We start from the raw sequence: 19,558 nt of genomic DNA on the forward strand, positions 1-19,558 counted from the left end.
GTCACCCTCGCCGCCGCCTGGCTCGCCGCCCGCTGACCCCGTCGAGCTGATCGGGCCGATCCAGGCCGGTTCTCTGGTCGATCTTCCCCGCGTGAGGGGGAGGATCGACCACAAAAGCCGAGGCCGCCCGGTCGCTGGTCGATGTTCCCCGCGTGAGGGGGAAGATCGACCAGAAACCGAATCGGGGCGCGGGGGACCGGTCGGGGAGACTGGGCGGGTCATGGCAACCGTGCACGCCCGTGGGGTGTCCCTCTCGTTCGGCGCGGGGCCCGTCCTGGCGGACGTGTCGTTCACCGTGGCGCCCGGGCAGCGCATCGGCGTCGTCGGGCCCAACGGCACCGGCAAGTCCACCCTGCTCAAGGTGATCGCGGGGCAGCTCGAGCCCGAGGCCGGGTCGGTCACGTGCGCGCCGCCGTCGGCCTCGATCGGGCTTCTGCCCCAGGAGCCCGACCGGCACGAGGGCGAGTCGGTCTCCGGGTTCATCCAGCGCCGCACCGGGGTGGGCACCGCCACCGCCGAGCTCGACGCCGCCACCACCGCGCTCTCCACCGGGGAGCCCGGCGCCGACGACCGCTACAGCGATGCGCTCGACCGTTGGCTGGCGCTCGGGGGCCCCGACCTCGACGCACGCATCGGCCAGACCCTCGCCGACCTCGGGCTCGACGGCGCCATCGCATCGCAGGCCACCGCCACGCTCTCGGGCGGGCAAGCCGCCCGGGTCTCGCTGGCCGCCACCCTGCTCAGCCGCTTCGACGTGTTCCTCCTCGACGAGCCCACCAACGACCTCGACTTCGCCGGGCTCGCCACCCTCGAGGACTTCCTCGTCGGGCTGCCGGCCGCCACCGTCGTGGTCAGCCACGACCGGGCGTTCCTGGAGCGGGTCGTCACCCACGTGCTCGACCTCGACGAGCACACCCACCAGGCCTCCCTCTTCGCCGGCGGCTGGTCCGCCTACCTGGCCGACAAGGCCGTGGCCCGCCAGCACGCCGAAGAGGGCTACGCCACCTACCAGGCCAAGAAGGGCGAGCTCACCGCCCGGGCCCGCACCCAGCGCGAGTGGTCGGTCCAGGGCGTCAAGAAGGCCAAGGGCTCCGACGAGCGCGACAAGAACATCCGCTTCAAGAACACCGCCGACTCGGAGAAGGTGGCCCACAAGGCCAAGGCCACCGAGAAGGCGATGGAGCGGCTGGAGAAGGTCGACAAGCCGTGGGAGAGCTGGGAGCTGCGCTTCGAGATCGGCATGGCGGCCCGCAGCGGCGACGTGGTGGCCACGCTCTCCGACGCGGTGGTGGAGCGCGGCGCGTTCCGGCTCGGGCCGGTCGACCTGGAGATCGGGTGGGCCGACCGGGTGGCGATCATCGGCGAGAACGGCGCCGGCAAGACCACGCTGCTCGACGCCCTGCTGGGCCGCACCGCCCTGTCGTCGGGCGAGTCGTTCGTGGGGCCGGGCGTGGTGGTGGGCGAGCTGTCGCAGCGGCGGGACCGGTTCTCCACCGACCGCTCGCTGTTCGAGGTGATGAGCGGGGCCACCGGGCAGCAGGCCAACGAGGTCCGCTCGCTGCTCGCCAAGTTCGGGCTCAGCTCCGAGCACGTGAACAAGCCGTCGCGCCTGCTCTCACCGGGCGAGCGCACCCGGGCCAACTTGGCGCTGTTCATGGCCGAGGGCGTCAACTGCCTCATCCTCGACGAGCCCACCAACCACCTCGACCTCGTCGCCATCGAGCAGCTCGAGCAGGCCCTCGACCGCTTCGTCGGCACGGTCCTCCTGGTCAGCCACGACCGGGCCTTCATGGAGCGGGTGCGGATCACCCGCCGCCTCCACGTCGCCGCCGGCCACGTCACCGAGTCGGTCTGACCCACCAGCCCTGACCCGCCAGCCCTGGCCCGCCAGCCCTGACCCGCCAGCCCTGGCCCGCCAGCCCTGGCCCGCCACCTCCCACCGAGCTCGTAGCCGTCTTCGTTGCTCGGCAACGAGAAGGGCAACGAGCCCGGAGGGGTGGGCGGGTTCGAGGGGACCGGTGGTGGCCCGTCGGGCCGGGTGGCTCAGGCCCCGGCGGGGGTGAGCCACTCCGACCAGGCGGGGTCGGTGGTGCCGATGCCGACCAGCATCCACGACCAGCCGCGCGGGGCGGCGGGGGTGGTGCGCAGCGCCCAGCCGAGCTCCGACAGAAGGCGGTCGCCCTTGTGGCCGTTGCACGGCTGGCAGGCGGCCACCACGTTGGTCCACACGTGCTCGCCCCCGCGGGAGCGCGGCACGACGTGGTCGACGGTGTCACCCCGGTCGTGGCAGTAGGCGCAGCGCCCGCCGTCGCGCGCCACCAGGTTCCGCCGGTTCAGCGGGAGGGTGGCCCGGTACGGCACGCGGACGAACCCGCGCAGCCGGATGACCGACGGCGTGGGCACCGAGGTGGACGGCGACCGGAAGTGGCCTTCCCCGGTGGCGACCAGATCGGCCTTGTCGGCGAGGACCAGGACGATGGCGCGGCGGACCGGGATGACGGTCAGCGGCTCGTAGCTGGCGTTCAACAGCAAGGTGTGCATCGCTCTGGCTCCCTTCTTCAGTGTGCCGGGTGGCGGGCAGCCGTTGGTGGCACGTCGCCGGAGGCACGTTGCTGCGCGATGGGGCCGTGGGCCAAGGGGTTTTCGATGGCGATCCCTGGCGGGCTGCGGCGCCGGCGGGGGGAGCGGGCTGCTCAGCGCTCGCCGAGGGGCCCGAGCGTGGCGGCCACCGCGGCCCGGGCCGCGGGGCGGGCGAGGTGCAGCACCCGGCCCAAGCTGTCGGCGAAGGCGCGCTCGTCGTCGTCCATCCGGTGGATCTGCTCGACCGTGTCGGCGGCCCACAGCGTGGCGATGTCGGCCGTCAGCTGGTCGGTCAGCTCGATGCGCTCGTCGGTGGTCCGGTCGATGACCGACGCGGGCGGGCCGAGCTCGATGGTGTCGCGGCGGATGGTGCACCAGGCGTGGGCGATCTCCTCGGCGTCGGCGCCGATCACCGCGCTCACGTCGGCCCGGTCGACGGAGGTGTCGACGGGGAAGTACTCGGTGCCGTAGGCCGAGTGGAACAGCCCGGCGTCGCACATCGCCGCCCGCTCGCCCCACTCGACCAGCACGCGGCGGGTGCCGAGCAGGTGGGAGAGGAACGGCACGTGCGAGTCGTGGGTCAGCTCGCCGAAGCCGAGCTGCTTCAGCAGGGCGAGGCGGGCCCCGGTGGGCGAGGGGATGGCGTCGGCAGCGGTCATCGCCCGACCAGCCTCGCGCGGCCGGTCGGGCGAGGCGAGGGGTCAGCGCGAGGCGGGGAGCTCGGCCTTCGCCCGGTCGGTGACCGTCAGCAGGATCCTGGCCGCAACCTCGAGCTCCTCGGCGGGGAAGCCGGAGTAGAGCCGGCCGGTGATCGCCTTGGTGCCGGCGGTGATCGTGGCGAACCGCTCCTGGCCCGCGTCGGTGAGGTGGAGGACGTCGGTGCCTTCGGCGAGGCCGCGCCGGCGGGCGTCGTCGACCGCGACCCAGGCGTCGAGCTCGCCGACACGGAGGCCGTCGACCATCCGATCGATGAGCGCGTCGCTCGGGCTGGTGCCCCCGGCCTGGCCGAGCAGGTTGAGGACCACCCAGGTCTCGAACGGGGTGTCGACCTCGTCGAGCAGGCGATCGAGCAGGGCCCGGGTGGCCCGCTCGGCCTGGCCGATGATGAACCCGTTGAGCGTGGGTGCGGGCGGCGGGGGTGTGGACGTGGTCATGGCGCTTCCTCCTTGGTGGGGGCCGGCACGTCGAGCAGGAGCTGCAGCGTGTCGACCAGGGCGTTGGTCTGGGGATCGTCGAGGCCGCCGAGCGGCGCGGTGAGCTGCTCGAGCAGGTCGTGCACGTCGACCACGGCCCGGTCGATGACCTCGATGCCGCCTTCGGTGAGCGACAGCTGGCGGGCCCGGGCATCGGTGGGGTGCGGGCTGCGGACGACCAGCGCATTGGCTTCGAGCGTGCGGATGAGCTTGGACACGAAGATCTCGTCGAGACCGGTCTGGTCGGCCAGCTCCCGCTGCGTGGGCGTGGCACCCGACCAGGTCATCGACCGCAGCGACGCCAGCAGCGAGTACTGGGCGTGGGTCAGCCCGTGGGGCGCCACCGTCCGGTCGACCGCCGCCTGCCACTTGAGGCTGAGGCGCCAGACGAGGAAGCCGGGGGTCGGACGACGGGTAGTTGCCATGGCAGGTACCTTACGGCCAACTACCTTCCACGGCAACCATCTACCCGGAACTTGTTGCACCGAGTGCTCCAGGGAGCGCTGGCTGCAACAAGTTCGTCGGGGTGGGCCGGCCGCGCTCGAACCTGTTGCCGCGAAGGCTCCCCTCGACACTGGCGGCAACAAGTTCGTGGGGTGGAGCGGGGCGGTCGGGGTCGGGAGGGGAGTCGGTAGGTTGGCGGGCATGGGTCGAGGGCGCACGGTGTCGCAGATCGTGCGGAAGCACGACGGTGAGTCGTCCGGCCGCTCGCCCGACCAGGTGATCGTCGAGGAGCCCCTCGAGATCCGCCTCGACGGCACCCGCGTCACCACCACCATGCGCACGCCGGGCCACGACTACGAGCTGGCCGTCGGCTTCTGCTTCACCGAGGGGCTGCTCGCCGGGGCGCCGGTCCAGACCGTCCGGTACTGCGCCACCGGCTCCGCGGTCGACACCGCGTTCAACGTGGTCACGGTCGAGACCGGAGGCGCCGCGCCCGAGCCCACGCCGAGGCTGACCACGACCACGTCGTCGTGCGGGTGGTGCGGCACCGACCAGGTCGACGACGTGGCGGGGCGGCTGACCCCGCTCGCCGGCGACCGGGTGTCGTTCGCCCCCGCCCTCCTCGCCGACCTGCCCGAGCGGGTGGCCCCCCACCAGGAGCTGTTCGCCGCCACGGGCGGGGTCCATGCCGCCGCGGCGTTCGACGCCGATGGCGCCGTGGTGCTGGTCCGCGAAGACATCGGCCGCCACAACGCCGTCGACAAGGTGGTGGGCCGGTTGGTCCTCGACGGCGCCCTGCCGGCGAGCGCGCTCGGCCTCTTCGTGAGCGGCCGGACCAGCTTCGAGATCATCCAGAAGGCCTGGGCCGCCGGCTTCGGCACGGTGGTCGCGGTGAGCGCGCCCAGCTCGCTCGCCATCGAAGCCGCCACGCGCGCGGGCATCACCCTCGCCGGCTTCGCCCGCCCCGGCCGGGTCAACCTCTACACCGGAGGCTGAGCCGGCGCAGCGCCCTGGCGCTGCTGGTCGATCGTCCACCTCATGCGGGGAAGATCGACCACAAGACGGGGGGCGGCGGCGCTGCTGGTCGATCGTCCCCCTCGTGCGGGGAAGATCGACCAGAAGACGGGGGGCGACCGGCGGTCAGGTGCTGAGGGGGACGAGCTTGGCGGGGCTGAACTCGTAGGCCTCGTCGCCGGTGATGACGCGGAGGGCGGCGTCGCGGTCGAGCGCCTCGGCGACCGAGCAGTCGTCGTCGAGGATGACGAAGCGGTCGAAGCCGCGCAGGAACCAGCGGTCGTGGGTGACGGCGAGGACCGTGCCGGTGAACTCCTGGAGGGCGGCTTCGAGGGCCTCGGCTGATTGCAGGTCGAGGTTGTCGGTGGGCTCGTCGAGCAGGAGGAGGTTGACCCCGAGCAGCTCGAGGTGCAGGACCTGGAGCCGGGCGCGCTGGCCACCCGACATGGTCTCGTAGGGGCGGTCGCCGCACTCGGCGATGCCGTAGCGGCCGAGCGCGGAGAGGGCGGCGTGCTCGTTGAGGTCTCGATCGCCGAGGATGGCGATGGGGGTGCGGCCGGCGAACTCCGGGTGCTCGTCGGTCTGGTGGAACAGTCCGGGCCGCACGCGGGCGCCGAGGCGGAACGTGCCCTCGTGCTCGACGGTGGGGTCGCCGCCGAGCAGGCGCAGGAGGTGCGACTTGCCGGTGCCGTTGGGGCCGAGCACGGCAACGCGGTCGCCCAGGTGCACCTCGAGGTCGAACGCCTCGGTGAGCCCGGCCAGTTCGAGGCCGTCGCACACGAGCGCGACCTTGCCGCTGTCGGCGCCGTCGAGGCGCATGCGCACGGTCTTGGTGGTGGGGGGCGGTGGGGGCGGGCCGGCGGCGACGAAGCGCTCCCAGCGCGCCTCCATCACCTCGGCCTTGCGGGCGCTCGACTCGGCGTACGAGGCGCGCTGCTTCATCTCCTTGAACAGGTGGAAGAGGCGGCGCTCCTCGGCGTTCCAGCGCGCCAGGGCGTCGCCCAGCGATTCGTTCCGGGCGGTGCGGGCGTCGTCGTAGGTGGCCCAGCTGCCGGGATGGGTCCAGGCGCCGTTGCCCTCGATGGTGATGACCGCATCGGCGGCGGCCGCGAGCAGCTCGCGGTCGTGGCTGATGAGCAGGATGGTCTTCTTCGTCTCGATGAGCCGCTGCTCGAGCCAGCGCTTGCCGGGGATGTCGAGGAAGTTGTCGGGCTCGTCGAGCAGCAGGATCTCGGCGTCGGATCCGAGCAGCGATTCCAGGACGAGGCGCTTGCGCTGGCCGCCCGACACCTTGGAGATGGGACGGTCGCCGGCGTCGTCGAGCCCCTTGCCGAGGACCGAGGTGCAGACGGCGTCCCAGCGGGCCTCCTGGTCGTAGCCGCCGACCTCGGACCAGTCGATGTAGGCGGTGGCGAGGGCGGTGCCGGTCTGGTCGGTGGGTGCGGCGTGGTTGGCGGCTTCGGCGGCCGCCAGCGCCAGGCCGGCGTCGCGGATCTGGGTGGTGGCGAACCGCACGAGCAGCTCGCGGACGGTGGTGGATGCGTCGTCGCCGGTGCCGATCGACTGGGGCATCAGGGCGACGGTGGCATCGGTGCGGATCTGGCCGTCGTCGAGCGGGAGGTCGCCCAGGATGCAGTGGAGGAGGGTGGACTTGCCGACGCCGTTGGCCCCGACGAGCGCGGCGTGCTGGCCCGACCGGACGCGGAACGACACGTCGGAGAACAGGAGGTTCCCTCCCGGGTGCGCGTAGGCCGCGCCGGAGACGTTGATCGCAGCCATGGCCCGGCCATCTTCGCCCATCCGCCCCAGGCGGCTCGCACGAGATCGGCGGGGGCGGGCTGGTCTGCGGCGGTTCCGGGTAGAACGGAGGTGATGACGACCAGGGCACCGGGCGATGACGATCGCGACGACGAGGTGGGCTTGAAGGTCGGGCCCCGGAAGGAGTCGGCGGCCGGGATCCCGGGCGTGGTGGCGTCGATGCGCCACGCCCAGGCCCAGCTCGGGCCCAGGCGCACCGCCAAGACGCTGCTCAAGCTGAACCAGCCCGACGGGTTCGACTGCCCGGGGTGCGCTTGGCCCGATCCGGGGACCACCACGCACTTCGAGTTCTGCGAGAACGGGGCCAAGGCGATCGCCGAGGAGGCCACGGTCCGGCGCATCACCGCCGACTTCTTCGCCACCCACTCGGTCGAGAGCCTGGCCGGCCGCACCGACCACTGGCTGGGCCAGCAGGGCCGCCTGACCGAGCCGATGTACCGGCCGAAGGGCGAGCAGCACTACCGGCCGATCGGCTGGGACGGGGCGTTCAGCGTGGTGGCCGACGCCCTGGCCGCCAGCGGCGACCCCGACCGTGCCGTCTTCTACACGTCGGGCCGGACCAGCAACGAGGCCGCGTTCGTCTACCAGCTGCTGGTGCGCCGGATCGGCACGAACAACCTGCCCGACTGCTCGAACATGTGCCACGAGTCGAGCGGCGTCGCCCTCACCCAGACCATCGGGATCGGCAAGGGCAGCGTCACGCTCGACGACATCCACGAGGCCGAGCTGCTGCTGATCGTCGGCCAGAACCCGGGCACGAACCACCCGCGGATGCTCAGCGCGCTCGAGCAGGCCAAGCGGCGCGGGGCGTCGATCGTGGCGATCAACCCCATGCCCGAGGCCGGCCTGATCCGCTTCAAGAACCCGCAGCACGTCCGGGGGATCATCGGCAAGGGCACGGCGCTGGCCGACGAGTTCCTCCAGGTGAAGCTGGGCGCTGATCTGGCCCTGTTCCAGCTGCTCAACCGGCGGCTGGTCGAGCTCGACGACGAGCGGGGTGGCGGCGTCCTCGACCGCCCGTTCCTCGCCGAGCACTGCGACGGCGTCGACGAGCTGCTCGCCCACGTGAAGACGGTCGACGCCGACGCGCTGCTGGCGGCCACCGGGCTGGGGGCCGACGAGGTCGAGCGCGTCGCTCAGCTGCTGGCCGCCAACGAGCGCATCGTCATCTGCTGGGCGATGGGGATCACCCAGCACCGCCAGGCCGTCCCCACCATCCGCGAGATGGTCAACACGCTCCTGCTGCGCGGCAGCATCGGCAAGCCGGGCGCCGGCGTGTGCCCGGTGCGCGGCCACTCCAACGTGCAGGGCGACCGCACGATGGGGATCTACGAGAAGCCGGCCGACGACTTCCTCGATGCGCTCGGCGCCGAGTTCGGGTTCGACCCGCCGCGCGACCACGGGTACGACACGGTCGACGCGATCGGCGCCATGCACCGCGGCGAGGTCGACGTGTTCGTGGCGATGGGCGGCAACTTCCTGGCCGCCGCCCCCGACACCGGCGTCACCGCTGCCGCGCTCGCCCGCACCGCGCTCACGGTGCAGGTGAGCACCAAGCTGAACCGCTCGCACGTGACCGGCGGGGCCGCGGCGCTGATCCTGCCGTGCCTCGGGCGCACCGAGATCGACCGCACCGGGGGCCGGGTCCAGCGGGTGACGGTCGAGGACTCGATGAGCATGGTCCATGCGTCGTCCGGTCGGTTGGAGCCGGCGTCGCCGCACCTGCGCAGCGAGGTGGCGATCGTGTGCGGCCTGGCCGAGCGCATCCTCGGGGCCGGCGACGCCGTCGCGTGGACCGAGCTGGCCGCGGACTACGACCGGATCCGGGAGCACATCGAGGCGGTGATCCCCGGCTTCACCGCCTACAACCGCCGCATCGACCACCCCGGCGGGTTCGTCCTCCCGCACCCGCCCCGGGACCGGCAGGTCTTCCCCACGGTCACCGGCAAGGCCCGCCTCACCTGCAACACCTTCGTGGGCGACGACGTCCCGGCGGGTCGCCTGCTGCTGCAGACCCTGCGATCGCACGACCAGTTCAACACCACGATCTACGGCCTCGACGACCGCTACCGAGGCATCAAGGACGGGCGGCGGGTGGTGTTCGTCCACGCCGACGACCTGGTCGAGCTGAGCGCCGGCACGGCATCGGGCCTGGCCGACGGCGACATCGTCGACGTGATCAGCGAGGCGCCCGACGGGGTGGAGCGGCGGGCCGAGCGGTTCCGCCTCGTGGCCTACGACGTGGCGCGGGGCACCTGCGCCGCGTACTTCCCCGAAGCCAACGTGCTGGTTCCCCTGGGATCGGTGGCCGAGGAGAGCAACACCCCGGTGTCCAAGGCCGTGGTGGTCCGCTTCGAGCGGGCCTGACCCGCCGCCTCAGCTGAGCTGGCGGACCTTGGTGGTGAACGAGTCGACGCTGTCGATGACCGGGTCGAGCAGGTGGGTCCAGGGGTTGGCGTCGTCGTCGGCGGTGCCGCCGGGGGCCGTGGTCGAGGGCGTGGTGGTCGACGGGACCGGCGTGGCGGGTGCCGCGGGCGCGGGCTGGTGGGCGATGCAGGCGTCGCCGGCGCTGGCGACGGTGAGCGCACCCCACGGCAGTCCCTGCCACGACGGGAAGCCGGCGACCTGGGGGTAGGACACGAGGAACGCACCCCGGCAGGCGAACAGCGGTCCGGGATCGATCGACTCGTGGGCGCTGCTGCCGGGCGAGCCCTTGAACTCCTCGAAGTGGAGGTGAGGGGCCGAGGCCGCGCCGGTCTGGCCGACGGTGCCCAGGAACGTGGTCGCGTCGACCCACTTCCCCTCGGGCGGGATCATCGCCACGGTGAGGTGGGCGTAGAGCGTGAAGATGCCGTAGCCGTGGTCGACGAGGACCACGTTGCCGAAGCCGCTGCCGCCGGGCTTGCCGGTGAGCAGGGTGGCGAACCCGGCGCCGGCGGCGTAGACGGGCGTGCCGGGGTCGGCGATGAAGTCGAGGGCCCAGCGGTCGTGGTGGCCGGCGCACTCGTAGCCGAACTGCGACCCGTGCGAGTCGTAGGTGCAGCCCACCTTGACCTCGTCGCCGGGCCGGTTGCGGCGCAGCGGCAGCCAGCGCGGCGGGCTGTAGACGCCGACGCCGGCCGAGAGCGTGGACGTGGGGGCCGGCACCGCGGTGGTCGTGGTGGTCGCCGGTGCGGTGGTGGGAGCCTCGGTGGCTGCGCTGAGCGTGGGCGGCACGTCCTGGGCCCCGGCGGCGACCGGGCCGATCAGGGGCGCGCCGAGCAGCGCCACCAGGGTGGTCGCGGTGCTGATCAGGAGCGCGGAGCGTCGTCGAGGGAGACGGTGCCAGCGGATCTCGGGCCCTCCCCGGCCTCGGGGTCACGTTCCGACGACGGTAGTGGACCGCTCTGACCTGGTGGAAACGAGCGCGGACGGGATCCGCCGGCCGGTGGTCGCCTCCGGGCCCGGTGGTCCCGGGCTCGGCTGGGTGGGCGCCGGTAGCGTGCGGCCGTGGCTGAGGCGGTTCAGGTGGAGCGGGGTCCCCGCTGGCACACACCCGTCGATCTGCTCGCCCTGGCGGTCGCCGCCACCGCCATGGCGCTCGTGTGGCTGAGCGAGGTGATCGGGCACTGGTCCACCCGCACCGCGACGCGGGGTGACGGGCAGTTCCAGGCGTGGACGATCGACTGGGTCCAGGGCGCGATCCTGCGCCAGCACCCCCTGTGGAACGCCGGGATCTACCACCCGTCGCCGCGGTCGCTGGCGTTCTCCGACCACCTGCTCGGCGTGTCGGCCGCTCTGCTGCCGCTGCGGGCCCTGGGCCTCTCGCCGGCGGCGCAGCTCAACACCGCGATCGTGATCGGATCGGTGCTCGACGCCTGGGCCGCGTACCTCCTCATCCGCGTGCTGCTCCGGCGCCGCGCCCCGGCGCTGGTGGCGGGCGTGGCGTTCGTCGCCGGGCCGTTCCAGCACCAGCTCGCCCTGCAGCTGCACATGCTCTGGCGGCCCGGCCTGCCGGTCGCCGTGGCCCTCGTGTGGATCGTCGCCGACCGCCGCGGCGACGTGGGGGCGTGGGCCCACCTCCCGTCGGACCGCTGGCTCGCCGTGCTGCTCGGCGTGGTGGTGGCGTGGCAGGGGCTGGTGTCGTTCTACGACGCGGTGTCGCTCGGGCTGGTGCTCGTGGTGGTGGTGCTCGTGCGGGTCCGCCACCTCGGCCGCGTCGGCGTGGGGCTGGTGGCGGCGGCGACGGCGGTCGGTGGGGTGCTGGTGGCGTTCACCCTCCCGCCCTACCTCGCCAACGTGCGCGGCTACGAGGGGTTCAAGCGCACCCTCGACGAGACCGTCGCGTTCCGGGGGCGGCTGTTCCAGGTGGAGGCGTCGAACCGGCTGTGGGGCGGCCTCGCACCGGTGACCGAGGGGCTGCCGGCGTTCGCCGGGCTCACGCTCACGGTCCTGGCCCTGGTGGGTGTGGTGGCGGCGGTGGTCGGCCGGAGGCGGCACGGCCGTTCGGCGCCGGGCTGGGACGCCGCCCGCCTCGGCATCTGGTGCGTCGTGGTGGGTGCGGTGCTGGCCCTCGGTGCGAGCGGCTCGGGCCTCGGCCGGTGGTCGCCGTTCGGCGTGCTGTTCCGGTTCGTGCCCGGCTTCTCGGTGGTGCGGGCGCCGGGCCGGCTGTGGGTGATCGGCCTGCTGGGCCTGGTGGTGCTGGCGGCGCGCGGCGTGGTGGTGCTGGTCGACGCCATCGCTCGTACCGCCGTCGGCCGGCGGGTCCCGGCCGCGATCACCACCGGCCTCGTCGTGCTGGTGCTCGCGGGGGCGGTGGTGGCCGAGGGCGCCGCCAAGCCGGAGGGGACCGGGCCGGCCGCGCGCACCCCGATCGACGAGACCCTCGCCTCCCGGCCGGGCGACGGTGCCGTCCTCTACCTCCCGATCGGCGAGTCGGGGATCGGGGTCATCCTCAACGGCGCCGACGACGTCTACCGCTCCACCACCCACCACCGGCCGATCCTGAACGGCTACTCGGGCTTCGCCCCCGAGTCGACCCAGGTGCTGGCCGAGGAGCTGGCGGCGCTGCCCCGGTCGTCGGCCCTGGCGTGCCTGGTCCGCACCGGCACCGACTACGTGGTGGTCACGCCCGCGGTGCTCGGCGGCCCGTGGGAGCCGCTGCTGGACCCGGCGAACGCCGCCCCGCTGGAGCTGGTGCAGAGGAGCGGCAGGGAGGTGCTCTACGCCGTCCCCGAGGGCCTCGACGTCGACCCCGCCGACTGCCCGCTGCCCAGTCCCTGAGACGGCCGGCGGTGGGCGTGGAGCCCGCAGTCGGAACCGAACCGACGACCTGTCCCTTGCCCGGTCGGTCAGGGGCCGGATCCAGGCACGGGCCCAGGGTGCCCGTTCCTGGGCGCGACGATGGCCGGGCACCGGGCCCGGCCATCGTGCATCGCCGATCAAGCGGATCGAATCGGAACCCTCAGGCGCCGATCGAGGAGCCGACGGTCTCGAACTTGCCCTTGGCCGACGTGCCGAGGAAGGTCACCGCGACGATGCACACGACGGCGATGAGCGCGACGAGCAGGGCGTACTCCACGAGGGAGGCGCCACGCTCGTCGTCGCCGAAGCGGGCCCGCAGGTAGTTGGAGATGAAGTCGTAGGTGGTGAGCATGGTGGGGGAAGCCCTTTCAGATGACGGGGTAGGTCTAACGCCTTCTGCAATCGGCAGTATCGCCGCAATCCTTTAGAGATCTCTCCCCCTTTCGGGTGACATGAACGTCACCCGATGGCGACGTCACTGGAGCCCGATGAGCAGCAGCACCGGTGCGTCGACAGGGCGGTCGGGGCCGGCGTAGAGGAGCCCGGCGAGCAGCTCGGGGCGGCACGTCACCTCGTAGTCCCTCGCCAGCGGGTCGATGCGCCGCGCGTGGAGCCCGCGGTCGGAATCGAACCGACGACCTGCCGCTTACAAGGCGGCTGCTCTGGCCAACTGAGCTACGCGGGCGGGGCCGGCACGAAACGTGGAAGGAAACCCCTCCGGCGCTCGGCGTCGGCTGAAGGACCGATCGTAGGCGAGGGCCGTTCGCCGCCTCGGAGCCGCTTCTAGGCGCGTTCTGCTCCGCTGGAGCGGTCCAGCGGGTGCGTGGGCGCGCTGAAGCCGGCGTGAGCCAGTTGCTCGAGCCGGTCAGGCCGCTTGTGTGAGCGGCGGGTCGCTTGTGCGCTGCGCGTGCCGGTGCAGGGCGAGCGAATTGACCATCAAGGCGTGGGTGAGCTGGTTGAGCAGCTGGCGTTCGTGGCCGATCGAGTGCGCTCGGCGGAGCCAGAGGGTGTCGTCGAGGGCCCGGTTGATGGATTCGGCGTCGTTGCGGCGACGGTAGAGCGCCTTGAAGTCCGGGTCGGTTGGAGGGATGGGCCGGACGTTCTCGGTGCGGTTGAATCGGCGCTTCTTGTCCTCTTCGTTGCCGTGGAGCCGCATGGAGAGGGTGCCGCCCCCGAGGTGGTCGGGGAGCCGGTAGTCGTTGTACCAGCGGTATCCAACCTTGCCGGTGTGGCGGTGGGTTCGGACCCGGGGGAGCTCGGTGAACGCCATCTCGCCCGTGTCGGTGAGCCCTGCGATGCCGAGCGCTCCTCCGCGGGCGAACAGGGAGATCGTGTGGCTGGATCCGTCGGGCAGGGTAATGACTCGGTCTTCGATGTGGATGGACTTCTCGGTGCGTTCGCCGCCCTTGCGACGGGGCCTCTTGACGCGGGCTTTGGCGGCGGTGACCTTGTTGACCGGCAGCCACCCGAGGTCGCGCAGCAGCGTCTGGTGGTGAACACCCCGCAAGGCGGTGTCGTAGATCACTCCTTGTGCACCAGGACACTGCGGTGCGAGCTGAGCGAATGACCCCATGGCGGTAGCCGCTTCGCCTCCCGGGTTTGGGACCCAGTCGGCGTCGAGGATCACCCGGCCATGGATGTCGGTGGTGCGCACGGCGACGATCACGAACTTGGTGCCCCACACCATCTCGCCGGTGCCCTCGACGTGCAGGCCCGCGTCTGCTTCGGCTCGGACGGGCCGCAGCTCGCCGGTCTCGCGGTCGAGCTTGGTGTCGCCGGGCTTTGCGCGGAACAGCGGAGTGACCACCTTTCCGTCGGCGTACAGCATCCGGCTCAGGTGGGGATGGGTCCACGATCCGGGACCGACGGGGTCGAGCAGTCCGATCGCTTGAGCTGTGCGGATGGCGGTGGCCTGCTGGATGTGGCGGAGCTCAGCGAGGACGTCGGGCCGTGTCAGCCACTCGGTACGTCCGTAGGAGTAGTGGTGTCGGCGCATCGGCTGTGCGGGAAGCCACAGTTCGGGCTGGTCCGGCAGCTTCCGTCGGATGAGTCCGCGGAGGTGTCCCCACACCATCGGGTGGGCAAGCTCCGCTTCGGCTCTACGGGCAGAGCCATAGACGGACAGGAGGGCGTCGAAGAGCACCCAGGCATACGGCGGGTACATCCGAGGCCGCCCCCCGTGCTCCGGGGGCGTGGCCGGAACAGCAACGGCAAGCTCGAAGAGAGCGTCGTTGGCGACGAGCGCTTCAAGTCGGTCGAGTGAGCCGACTCCAACCTTCGTGGGGCGGGTCAATCGAGGGGATCCTCGCGCCAGTTCCAGCCGATGAAGTCGGCCGCAGTATCAAGGCGGGTCAGGCCGAGTCGCTGGGCGACCACGTCGACGCGCCCGGTCTCCTCCAGGATCTGCCGTCCGGCCCAGGCGCTGATCGACGCTGGTCGCACGCTTGGGTCGTCAGCGACCCCTGCCCGGCGCAGAACATCCAAGATCGCCAGTGAGGATGAGACGCGTCCACCTTCGAGGTTGTTCCGGCCCTGGTAGACGAGCTGTGCATCAGGTTCCTGCGAATCGAGCCTCGAAAGGCGTCGCTCGACGTGCGGCAGGCCCCAATCGGTCAGCAGCCCCCAGCGAGGAGTCGTGCGGCGGCCCCCGTGGAGCCAGACTCGACGGTTGTCGAAATCGACGTCACAAACGCGGATGAACGGAAGCTCGCCCGTGCGACAGGTCGCCTCTGCGAGCGCCCACGCCGCAGATCGGCGGGTGTCGGTGAGGGACCACATCGAAGCCCCGCGGCAGGCCACGACTTCCTCGTCCGTGAGCGGCCGAGTCTGACGCCCCGGTCGACTTGGGACCGCCAGGTCGAGCGTTGGATCGCCAACCTCGAAACCATCTTTCCGAGCGGTTCGGAATAGTAGCCGCACGGAGGTCCGGCGAAGACGGACGAGTTGGTCTGACGGAAGGGTCTGGTTTGGCCCAGTGGCCAGTACGAAGCTCGCAGCCACGTCCGCCGTGACGTCGCTGAGAAGGCCGATACCGAAACCGTTGCGGCAGAACCCAACGAAGCCCTCCAGGATCCGGGCGACCCGCGTCCGTTGATCGGTCGAGAGCCAGGCGGAGGCCAGGTGGGTGATCGCCAAGTCGACCGCGGCTGACACGGAGATCTGGGAGTTGGGTTGCGTACGATTCATCTGTCGGTACCTTTCACGAGGTTCCGGCCAGGCCCCGGGCAGCGCCAACTGCGCCGGGGCCACTGCATATGATCATCTACAGCATACTCCGTATGCGATCGCATGCAAACGTTGGGTGTCGTACCCCAGTCGTAGGGTTGCCGGCGTGACGCGAAAGGTGGACCCGGGTGAGTTGGTGGGGGTTGCTGAGGTTGCCGCGCGCCTCGACTGTTCGGTTCAGGCCGTCCACGCCTGGAGGCGGCGATACTCGGATTTCCCGGTGCCCGTCGCCCACCTAAGCATGGGTCTGCTTTGGGTCTGGCCGGATGTGGAGCGGTGGGCTCGGTCGACGGGGCGCGTCCCGTAGGAAAGACGGACTCGGCTTCATCCGGAGACTCCGAGATCCAGCCAGCACCATGCGGCCGTCCGGGAGCCGCCGATCTCTGTGTGCACGCTGAGGTGAGGCTGCCGCCAGGGCCCACGATCGGGGGGCCAACGTGTCACGGGTAACCCCACCAGCGGCGCGTTCGATTCGGTGCACGTCTACGCTGCGCGGACTCGGCGCGGGAGGGGCGTTCGGTGGGCGTGTTGGTTCCGGAGGACTTCGATGTCGCCGGCCTCGAGAACGAGGCAGAGCGACGGGTGGTGGACGCCTGCGTCCACGGCTTGAGCGATGGGTGGCTGGTGCTGCCCAACGTCGTGATCAAGGCGGGGACGCGTGACCATGAGCTCGATGTTGTGCTCGTCCACGAGACGTTCGGGGTGCTCGACCTGGAGGTCAAGGGCCACCGCCCGGAGCTGCGCCAAGGGGTGTGGTTCGCTCGTGGTTCCCGAATGCAGCCACAGCCGCCCAAGCAGGCGCACGACAACTCCTATGTACTACGGGACAAGCTTCGGAACATCGAAGCGCTCGGCAAACTGAAGGTCCCGTACGCCGTCGTGCTGCCGAACGCATCTGGCCTCGAAGGGCATCTCGGCACCGACCTCAAGCCCGAGCAGGTGATCGTCGGCTCGCAGCTGGATGATCTGGCCGACGCCGTCGAGCGGGTGGCGACGATGTGGGCGAGCCAGCTGATGCTCGACGGCGATGACGTGCAGGCGATCATCGACGTGCTGAGGCCCGACGCCACCTTCGTCTGGAACCCGACGGCTCGAGTGGACTTCGCTCGCAACCGGCTCGACAACCTGTGCGCCGCGCAGGTTGGCGCGCTGGAGACGCTGGACCGCAACGCGCGGGTGCTGGTGCTCGGCGCGGCGGGCACGGGCAAGACGCGCCTAGCCGAGGCGTGGGCGCGGCGAGCGCTGATGGACGGTCAGCGAGTGCTGTTCACCTGTTACAACGAGCCGCTCTCCGATGCGGTGGCCGCCCGGTTGCCCGACGACCCGGACCTCACCGTCGGACCGTTCCTGCGGGTGGCGCTGGGGTTGGACGGGATGGCGTCGCTGCCGATCCCAGATGAGGCCGACTTCGACTGGTGGACGATCACCGCACCGCAGCACCTCGCCGACAATTGGGCGAGGGTCACGGAGCGGTTCGACACGATCGTGGTGGACGAGGGTCAGGACTTCAGCCCGCAGTGGCTGGCGTGGCTCGACGGGCTGCTCGAGCAGGACGGCCGGTTGCTACTGGTGGCTGACGCCTCACAGGAGATCTACCCGCGCGGGTTCACCGTGCCTGGCGAGGGCGAGGGTTGGGCCCAGTGCGAGCTGGTCAGCAACTGCCGCAACTCGTTCCAGATCGCCCGGTTGCTGCGGGCCCGGTTGTGCGGTGGTGCGGCGCCGGCGGTGGCGCCCGAGGCGTTGGGCGTGCGATTCATCGAGGTGCCTGTGGACGATGTGCGCGCCGCAGCGGAGGCGGTGTGCAACGAGCTCGAGTGGCTGGTGGGGGACGAAGGTCGCTCACCTACGGGGATCTCCGTGTTGAGCTGCGCCAGCGCTATCCGGGATCGACTCCTAGCCGGCCAGGGCTTTGTGCGCTGGGAACACCGAGGCGAGGGCGTTCTATGCGAGAACGTCCACCGAGCGAAGGGCCTGGAGTCCGACACCGTGATCCTGGTTGCAGGTGCTGGGGTCCCGGACGCTCTGCTCTATGTCGGCGTGAGCCGAGCCGTCAGCGAACTCGTGGTGATCGCGCCGGAGATGGTCGGCACCCGGCTCGGGTTGTGCAAGTGAAGCGGCCGAAGCCGGCCTCGGCTGCGGCCGGGCATGTGGGGTCCAAGCTCAGGACGGCGAGGGCCCAAGCCAACAAGACGGGCGACGAGGTCGCTCGGGGTGCGTCCCGTCGCCTGGCGGGAGAGCTCGACTGGCCAATGCTTCGGGCCTTCGAGACTGGCCAGGATGTTCCCGAGACCGAGGTCGCGGATGCATTGGCCGCCACCTTGGATGTGTCCATCGACTGGATCCTCGGCCGCTCGTCATCGTCGCGTCAGCCTCCAGTTCAAAAGGCACCCATCCGGCAGGCCACACCCGTCCCCGAACACGTTGCCGCGTTGCGGTCGAGATTGCGGCGCGGTGGTCACGACGAGAACCTTGCTGAGGAATTTGCCAGCAATGGGATTCCCGACGGAGTGCTCAAGCAATGGTTGAACCGATTCGATGCCTCCGAGGCGCTGGCCTGGCTTCAAGCGGGCGCGAAGCCGATGGCGGCATGGCAGGCCAAGCAGCAGGGGCTGACCCCGGAGACTTTCGCCCTGCCCCCCACCGTCCAGGGTTCGACACCCGCTGGGCCCTTGGTGGCAACGGGGGCAACGGTCCTCGTGGCGGAGACATGGGTCCAGTACTCGAGCACCACCGCCGGCCTGGACTGGCTCGGCGCCGGCTGGGACCTGCTCGCAGCGCTTGCCTGGATCGAAACGGGCCTTGGCCCTGAACTTTCGCTTCGCTGGCGAGCCGCGAAGGTGTTGCCCGCGGACCGGGCCGTGGCGGCTGCAAGCGTGGGTGACCCGGAGACTGCGGCTCGCTGGGTGACCACGGGCCTCCCGGCGACTGAGTGGCCCTTGTGGATCGGGAGGAAGTTCGACCCTGAAGCGGCGATCCTGTGGTCGGGTGTCGGGATCCCCGCTGCGGAGGCGGCGGATTACCGCCGTCTGGTCGGGAAGCCGAATCGCGCCGGTTGGTACCGGGAGCATGGCGTTGGCGCCCATGCCGGTGCCAGGTGGGATGGCAGCGGCCTGGGTTGGGCCAAGATCCAAGGCTGGATCGAGGCGGGTGTTGAAGTGGATGAGGCGAAGGTTCAAGCCGCCAAGAACGTCAGCCCCGAGGCCTTCGTGAGGAATCGCATGGCCGCGGCGAATGCGGCCAAACGGGCCGCACAGCTCGGTCCGCCGATCGCACCACGCATCCCGAAGGGGAAGGCGGAAAGGCTCCGCATGCAGGCGAGCGCATTCGGCCTTATCCCCGATGAGTTCACGTACGTCCGTCAGCAGGTTCAGGCCGCCGAATCGAACCTCACGGGTTCGGCGAAGGAACGAGCGAGCCTGACTGCAAGGCGTTTGTCGATCATCCCGGCTGAGCTCAAGGTCCTACGGGCGGCCATGACCGCTCACGCCGTGCCGATACGCCATGGACCACAGCCTCGCCAGCTTGCTCGGCAGGTCCTCTCGTTGGCCCCGCTACGAACGACTTTTGACCGCCCTGCCCATGTGCGGCCCGGGGCCCAGAGTGTGGCTTCGAAGCCCAAACCTCCTCCAGCTTCGCCGGCGCGCGGCGCCATCAGCCCGATCAAGCGGGGCATTGGGCCGACCGCTATCCGGGATTGGGGACCCAACACGTCGGTCTACATCACGCCCCTTGGCAACGTGGTCCACATGTACAGCAACTGCCACGGCATGCGAGGGTTCCGCCATCCCGACGAGGCAGACCCGGTCGTTTCCGTTGTGACCCTTCGCTCTCCGGTGTGCGCAGACCGCAAGGCCTGTCGCAAGTGCTTCGACTGGGGACCCGCCAGTCTTCGCCAGCTCGACGATCTCATCGATGATCTGCACGGCAGAGGAGCACGTCGGGGACCAGATCCGATACGAACGAGCAGACCCCAGAAGAAGCGGAAGAGGAGACGTCGGTGA

The 19,558-nt window shown here is 71.0% G+C and carries 15 protein-coding genes and 1 tRNA gene; 6 read left to right on the forward strand and 10 right to left on the reverse strand.

Going from position 1 to position 19,558, the window contains the following annotated elements:
• The first annotated feature begins 220 nt into the window (after positions 1–220).
• The gene (abc-f, locus tag ACPPVX_RS13465) at positions 221–1,855 is read left to right on the forward strand and encodes a ribosomal protection-like ABC-F family protein (RefSeq protein WP_426571073.1); all 1,635 of its coding nucleotides are present in this window, start codon (positions 221–223) and stop codon (positions 1,853–1,855) included.
• Between the two features lie 188 nt (positions 1,856–2,043).
• On the opposite strand, the gene ACPPVX_RS13470 is transcribed toward abc-f, so the two are convergent.
• From ACPPVX_RS13470 to ACPPVX_RS13485, 4 genes are all read right to left on the reverse strand, one after another.
• Positions 2,044–2,541: an HNH endonuclease gene (locus tag ACPPVX_RS13470; RefSeq protein ID WP_426571074.1), complete on the reverse strand. Its 498-nt coding sequence runs from the start codon at positions 2,539–2,541 to the stop codon at positions 2,044–2,046.
• Between the two features lie 152 nt (positions 2,542–2,693).
• Positions 2,694–3,239: a DUF6817 domain-containing protein gene (locus ACPPVX_RS13475; protein WP_426571075.1), complete on the reverse strand. Its 546-nt coding sequence runs from the start codon at positions 3,237–3,239 to the stop codon at positions 2,694–2,696.
• A 42-nt stretch (positions 3,240–3,281) separates the two neighbouring features.
• Positions 3,282–3,734, reverse strand: coding sequence for a MarR family transcriptional regulator (locus ACPPVX_RS13480; RefSeq protein WP_426571076.1), 453 nt, complete (start codon positions 3,732–3,734; stop codon positions 3,282–3,284).
• Complete coding sequence (locus tag ACPPVX_RS13485; RefSeq protein WP_426571077.1) at positions 3,731–4,198, reverse strand: MarR family winged helix-turn-helix transcriptional regulator; 468 nt, start codon at positions 4,196–4,198, stop codon at positions 3,731–3,733. Before ACPPVX_RS13485 ends, ACPPVX_RS13480 begins: the two co-directional genes overlap by 4 nt.
• A 220-nt stretch (positions 4,199–4,418) precedes the next feature.
• Between ACPPVX_RS13485 and fdhD the strand changes: the two genes are divergently transcribed.
• Positions 4,419–5,213, forward strand: a complete 795-nt coding sequence (gene fdhD / locus ACPPVX_RS13490; RefSeq protein ID WP_426571078.1) for a formate dehydrogenase accessory sulfurtransferase FdhD — start codon at positions 4,419–4,421, stop codon at positions 5,211–5,213.
• A gap of 144 nt (positions 5,214–5,357) precedes the next feature.
• Here fdhD and ACPPVX_RS13495 read toward each other — a convergent pair whose 3' ends face one another.
• Positions 5,358–7,010 carry an ATP-binding cassette domain-containing protein gene (locus ACPPVX_RS13495; protein WP_426571079.1) on the reverse strand — a complete coding sequence of 551 codons (1,653 nt, stop codon included), beginning with the start codon at positions 7,008–7,010 and terminating at the stop codon, positions 5,358–5,360.
• A 93-nt stretch (positions 7,011–7,103) separates the two neighbouring features.
• Here ACPPVX_RS13495 and ACPPVX_RS13500 point away from each other — a divergent pair, with 93 nt between their 5' ends.
• On the forward strand, positions 7,104–9,416 hold the full coding sequence (locus ACPPVX_RS13500) for an FdhF/YdeP family oxidoreductase (RefSeq protein ID WP_426571080.1): 2,313 nt from the start codon (positions 7,104–7,106) through the stop codon (positions 9,414–9,416).
• Between the two features lie 9 nt (positions 9,417–9,425).
• Here ACPPVX_RS13500 and ACPPVX_RS13505 read toward each other — a convergent pair whose 3' ends face one another.
• Positions 9,426–10,319, reverse strand: a complete 894-nt coding sequence (locus ACPPVX_RS13505; RefSeq protein ID WP_426571081.1) for a M23 family metallopeptidase — start codon at positions 10,317–10,319, stop codon at positions 9,426–9,428.
• A gap of 219 nt (positions 10,320–10,538) precedes the next feature.
• Here ACPPVX_RS13505 and ACPPVX_RS13510 point away from each other — a divergent pair, with 219 nt between their 5' ends.
• Positions 10,539–12,311: a hypothetical protein gene (locus ACPPVX_RS13510; RefSeq protein ID WP_426571082.1), complete on the forward strand. Its 1,773-nt coding sequence runs from the start codon at positions 10,539–10,541 to the stop codon at positions 12,309–12,311.
• A 181-nt stretch (positions 12,312–12,492) separates the two neighbouring features.
• On the opposite strand, the gene ACPPVX_RS13515 is transcribed toward ACPPVX_RS13510, so the two are convergent.
• The 4 genes from ACPPVX_RS13515 to ACPPVX_RS13530 form a co-directional block, all read right to left on the reverse strand.
• Positions 12,493–12,684 carry a Flp family type IVb pilin gene (locus tag ACPPVX_RS13515; protein WP_426571083.1) on the reverse strand — a complete coding sequence of 64 codons (192 nt, stop codon included), beginning with the start codon at positions 12,682–12,684 and terminating at the stop codon, positions 12,493–12,495.
• Positions 12,685–12,940: 256 nt separating this feature from the next.
• Positions 12,941–13,017 (reverse strand) — tRNA-Thr (locus tag ACPPVX_RS13520).
• A 180-nt stretch (positions 13,018–13,197) separates the two neighbouring features.
• The gene (locus ACPPVX_RS13525; RefSeq protein WP_426571084.1) at positions 13,198–14,625 is read right to left on the reverse strand and encodes a hypothetical protein; all 1,428 of its coding nucleotides are present in this window, start codon (positions 14,623–14,625) and stop codon (positions 13,198–13,200) included.
• Positions 14,622–15,467 carry a hypothetical protein gene (locus ACPPVX_RS13530; RefSeq protein ID WP_426571085.1) on the reverse strand — a complete coding sequence of 282 codons (846 nt, stop codon included), beginning with the start codon at positions 15,465–15,467 and terminating at the stop codon, positions 14,622–14,624. The genes ACPPVX_RS13525 and ACPPVX_RS13530 overlap by 4 nt, the downstream gene beginning before the upstream one ends.
• A gap of 609 nt (positions 15,468–16,076) precedes the next feature.
• Here ACPPVX_RS13530 and ACPPVX_RS13535 point away from each other — a divergent pair.
• Together ACPPVX_RS13535 and ACPPVX_RS13540 are read left to right on the forward strand one after the other, a co-directional pair.
• Positions 16,077–17,669 (forward strand): NERD domain-containing protein, encoded by a 1,593-nt coding sequence (locus tag ACPPVX_RS13535; RefSeq protein ID WP_426571086.1) that lies wholly within the window; start codon positions 16,077–16,079, stop codon positions 17,667–17,669.
• Complete coding sequence (locus ACPPVX_RS13540) at positions 17,666–19,558, forward strand: helix-turn-helix domain-containing protein (RefSeq protein WP_426571087.1); 1,893 nt, start codon at positions 17,666–17,668, stop codon at positions 19,556–19,558. The genes ACPPVX_RS13535 and ACPPVX_RS13540 overlap by 4 nt, the downstream gene beginning before the upstream one ends.

This window comes from Aquihabitans sp. McL0605, from assembly GCF_049993875.1.
Classification (GTDB): domain Bacteria; phylum Actinomycetota; class Acidimicrobiia; order Acidimicrobiales; family Iamiaceae; genus Aquihabitans.